This window comes from Pseudonocardia sp. (genome assembly GCF_025965585.1).
Classification (GTDB): Bacteria; Actinomycetota; Actinomycetes; order Mycobacteriales; family Pseudonocardiaceae; genus Pseudonocardia.
Window position 1 is genome coordinate 1 of record NZ_JAOPWR010000436.1, and the last position, 3,602, is coordinate 3,602.

Annotated in this window: 4 protein-coding genes; 1 reads left to right on the top strand and 3 read right to left on the bottom strand. The window is 73.3% G+C overall.

Annotation, left to right across the window (positions count from 1 at the left end; genetic code table 11):
- From JWR81_RS26840 to JWR81_RS26850, 3 genes are all read right to left on the bottom strand, one after another.
- Positions 1-758: enoyl-CoA hydratase/isomerase family protein (locus JWR81_RS26840; RefSeq protein WP_297658923.1), on the bottom strand; the 758-nt coding region annotated here is incomplete at its 3' end.
- Entirely contained in the window at positions 755-1,900 is a 1,146-nt protein-coding gene (locus JWR81_RS26845) for an acyl-CoA dehydrogenase family protein (protein WP_297658925.1), read from the bottom strand. The genes JWR81_RS26840 and JWR81_RS26845, both read right to left, overlap by 4 nt.
- 17 nt (positions 1,901-1,917) lie before the next feature.
- The gene (locus JWR81_RS26850; protein WP_297658927.1) at positions 1,918-2,628 is read right to left on the bottom strand and encodes a TetR/AcrR family transcriptional regulator; all 711 of its coding nucleotides are present in this window, start codon (positions 2,626-2,628) and stop codon (positions 1,918-1,920) included.
- Between the two features lie 98 nt (positions 2,629-2,726).
- On the opposite strand from JWR81_RS26850, the gene JWR81_RS26855 reads away from it, so the two are divergent.
- The coding region (locus tag JWR81_RS26855) for an LLM class flavin-dependent oxidoreductase (RefSeq protein WP_297658929.1) at positions 2,727-3,602 on the top strand (876 nt) is incomplete at its 3' end.

Sequence of the window (3,602 nt, forward strand, 5' to 3'; positions counted from 1 at the left end):
GGGCGCTTCTCCCGGAACGACCGGATCCCTTCCTGCCCGTCGCCGGACGCGATGGCGAGTGCGGCCAACGCCGCCTCGTGGCGCAGTCCCTCGACGCCCTCGGAGGGGGAGCGGGCCGACTCGAGGATCAGCCCGAGTGTTGGGCGGCTGAGCTGCGCCAGCTCGCCGGCGAGGTCGGCGGCGGTCCGGGCGAGGCCGTCGGGCGGCTCGGGTGGGGCCGAGAGCAGCCCCAGGTGCCAGGCCCGCGCGGCGTCGACCGGTGCTCCGGTGAGCAACAAAGCCATCGCCGGCGCGTGGCCGACGGCCCGGCGCAGCCGCTGGGTGCCGCCGTAGCCTGGCATGAGTCCGAGACGGGCCTCGGGTAGACCGAACCGGCTGCGGTCCGAGGCGAGCACGATCGGGCAGGCGAGGGCGATCTCGAACCCACCGCCCAGGGCGTAGCCGTCGACGGCCGCGACGACCGGGACGGGCAGCTCCTCGATAGCGGCGACGATGCGCTGCCCGCGCAGGAGGAGGTGGTGGGCGCCGGCGGCGTCGAGCCCGTCGAGCTCGGTCAGGTCGGCGCCCGCGCAGAAGGCCCGTTCACCCGTGCCGTCGATCAGCACGGCACCAATCGTCTCGTCCCGCGCGGCGGCGGTGAGCTCGTCCTCCAGCGCTGCGAGGACGTCCCGGTTGAGCGCGTTGAGGGCGTCGGGCCGGTTGAACGTCAGGTGCCGTACGCGGCCGTCGGTGCGGGCCAGTAGCACGGGTCCGGTCACGGCGCGAACGCCCGGCCGAGCAGGTGCCGGGCGACGACGAGCTTCGCGATCTGTGCCGTGCCGTCGCCGATCTCGAGCCCGATGACGTCGCGCAGTCGCTGGCCCTGCGGGTTGTCGGTGGACCAGCCTGCGTGCCCGAACGTCAGCAGCGACTGGTGGACGATGTCGGCGCTGAGCTTGGGAGCCCACCACTTGGCCATGTTCGCCGGCACGGCCGGGTCCTTCCCGGCGTCCTTGAGCGCGAGCGCCTCGTAGCAGAGGTGGCGGGCGGCGCGCAGGTGTGTGGCGCACTCGACGAGCGGGAACGCCAGGCCCTGGAAGGTGCCGATCGGCTTGCCGAACGCCTCCCGCTCGCGGGCGTAGGCGAAGGCGTCGTCCAGCGCCGCGGACGCGATGCCCAGGCACATCAGGCCGATGACGGCCCGGGAGTAGTCGAACCCCTTCATCACGGAGATGAAGCCGTCGCCCTCGGCGCCGATGATCTGGTCGCGGGCCACCGGGACGCCGTCGAAGTACAGGCTGGCCCGCCCGATCGCGCGGCTGCCGTGGTCGTCGAGCGGCGTACGGGCGAGGCGGTCGTCGTCGAGGTCGACCATGAAGGCCGAGACGCCGCGCGCGCCGGGCCCGCCGGTGCGCGCGAACACGGCACCGACGTTCGCGTGCATGCCGAGCGAGATCGACGTCTTCTCCCCGACGAGCCGCCAGCCGTCGCCGTCCGGCTCGGCCCGCAGCGCCAGGTTCGCGGCGTCCGAACCCTGGGCCGGCTCGGTCAGGCACAGCGCAGGCACCGACTCGCCCGACGCGATCGGCGGCAGCCACCGTGCGAGCTGCTCCTCCTCGGCGCCGGCCAGCATGATCTCGCTGACCAGCGCGCTGTTGAGCAGCAGGTAGCAGGCGTTGAAGTCGGCGCGGGAGACCTCCTCCGCCGCCAACCCCGTGGTGACGGCGTCGGCATCCTGGCCGCCGAACCGCTCCGGGACCCGTAGGCCGGTCAGGCCCATGCCCGCGAGGGTGGGGGCCAGCTCGGGGCGCAGCACGCCCGCGACGTCGTCGGAACGGTAGTGCGGTGCGAGGACCTTGCCGGCGAACGTACGCAGCTCCTGCCGGAACACCTCCTGCTCGGCGCTGAATCCGAAGTCCACGGTGGCTGCCCTGCTTTCTAGCTGGATGACGGGACGGACGGCGAGATCAGGTGCCGGTAGCGCGGGTGTGCGACCGGGGCGAGCACCGAGCGGAGCGCTGCCGCGGACTGGGCCGCGACGTAGCGGTGGACGTCGTAGTCGTCGGGGAAGTGCCAGTGCTTCAGCGCCCAGGTCTGGGCGAGGATCATCAGGTCGAACGCCAGCAGGTCGATGTCGGCGCCCTCGACGAACAGCCCGGCGGCCACGGCCTCGCCGGCGGCGTCGCGCAGCGGCACGAGGGTGGTGCGCTCGGCGTCCTTCAGCCGGTAGCGCGCCTGCTGGCCCAGCTCCCCGGACTGGCGGTAGGTGAGCAGCCCGGCGTTGCGCTGGGAGTCCATCACCGAGCAGTAGGCGCCGAACCCCGCGACCATCCGCTCGACGGGGTCGGACCCGGCGTCGGACATGCGGGCGTCCATCGCGGCCCGGATCTGCTCGACCAGGTCGAGCACCACGGCGACGACGACGTCCTCCTTGGCGCCGAAGTAGGTGTAGATCAGCCCGACGCTGACGTTCGCCTCTTTCGCGAGCGCCTGCATCGACACGGCCTGGAAGCCGCCGTCGTGCATCAGCCGGACCGCGGCGTCGAGGACCTGACGGGTGCGCCACCGCGCACGGACGTCGCGGATCTCCTGCTGGACCCGCTCCTCGACGTGGAGTGCGGCGCCCTCTCCACCTGACGCGTCCGACACCCCGACCTCCGATGAACCATCGTTCTCTTGACACCGAAGCTACGTTCAATTCGGGTTCGACGTCAACGGAACCAACGAGGGGGTGCGGGGTGGCAAGCGTGTCGGACACCGGGTTCGGGGTGATGCTCCCGAGCTTCGACCCGTTCCGGACAGGCGCTCCGCCGCTGCTCGCGGGGGCGGAGCTGGCCGAGGAGCTGCGATTCGACTCCGGCTGGGTGGGCGATCACCTGAGCTTCCATCCGCCCGTGCTGGACGCGCTCGCCGCGCTGGCCGCCGTCGCCGCCCGCACCGAGCGGCTCGTCCTGGGCACCGGCGTGCTGCTGCTGCCGATGCGCCACGCGGTCTGGACGGCCAAGCAGCTCGCCACCGTGGCCGCGCTGGCCCCGGACCGGTTGCTGTTCGGCGTCGGCGTGGGCGGGGAGAACCCGGCTGAGTTCGAGGCGGCCGGGGTGCCTGTCGCGGAGCGGGGACGGCGGCTCGACGAGGGGCTGGAGATCGTCACCGCGCTGCTGCGGGGCGAGGCCGTCGATCACCCCGGCCCGCTGTTGCCGACCCGGTCGCCCGCGCTCGAACCGGCACCCGCGGTGCCGCCACCCCTGGTCGTCGGCGGGCGCTCGGAGGCTGGGTTGCGCCGCGCGGCCCGCGCGGCGGACGGCTGGCTCGGCGTGTGGATGTCCGCGCGTCGCGTCCAGGAGGCCCGCCGGCGGCTGGACGCGCTCGCCGTCGAGTACGGGCGCCCCCCCGTCGGCCTGCTGCTGATGGTGTTCGTGCACGTCACCGATGATGTGGAGGCGGGCCTTGCCGAGGCCGCCGCCTTCATCCGCGGACAGTACGGGCTGCCGTTCGAGCGGCTCGAGCGTTGGGTGCTCGTCGGCGACGAGGCCGACGTCGCCGCCGGGCTCTCGGAGCTGCGGGCCGCCGGCGTCGAGGGGTTCGTCCTGATGGCCGCAGCGGCTGATCCACTTGGCCAGTAC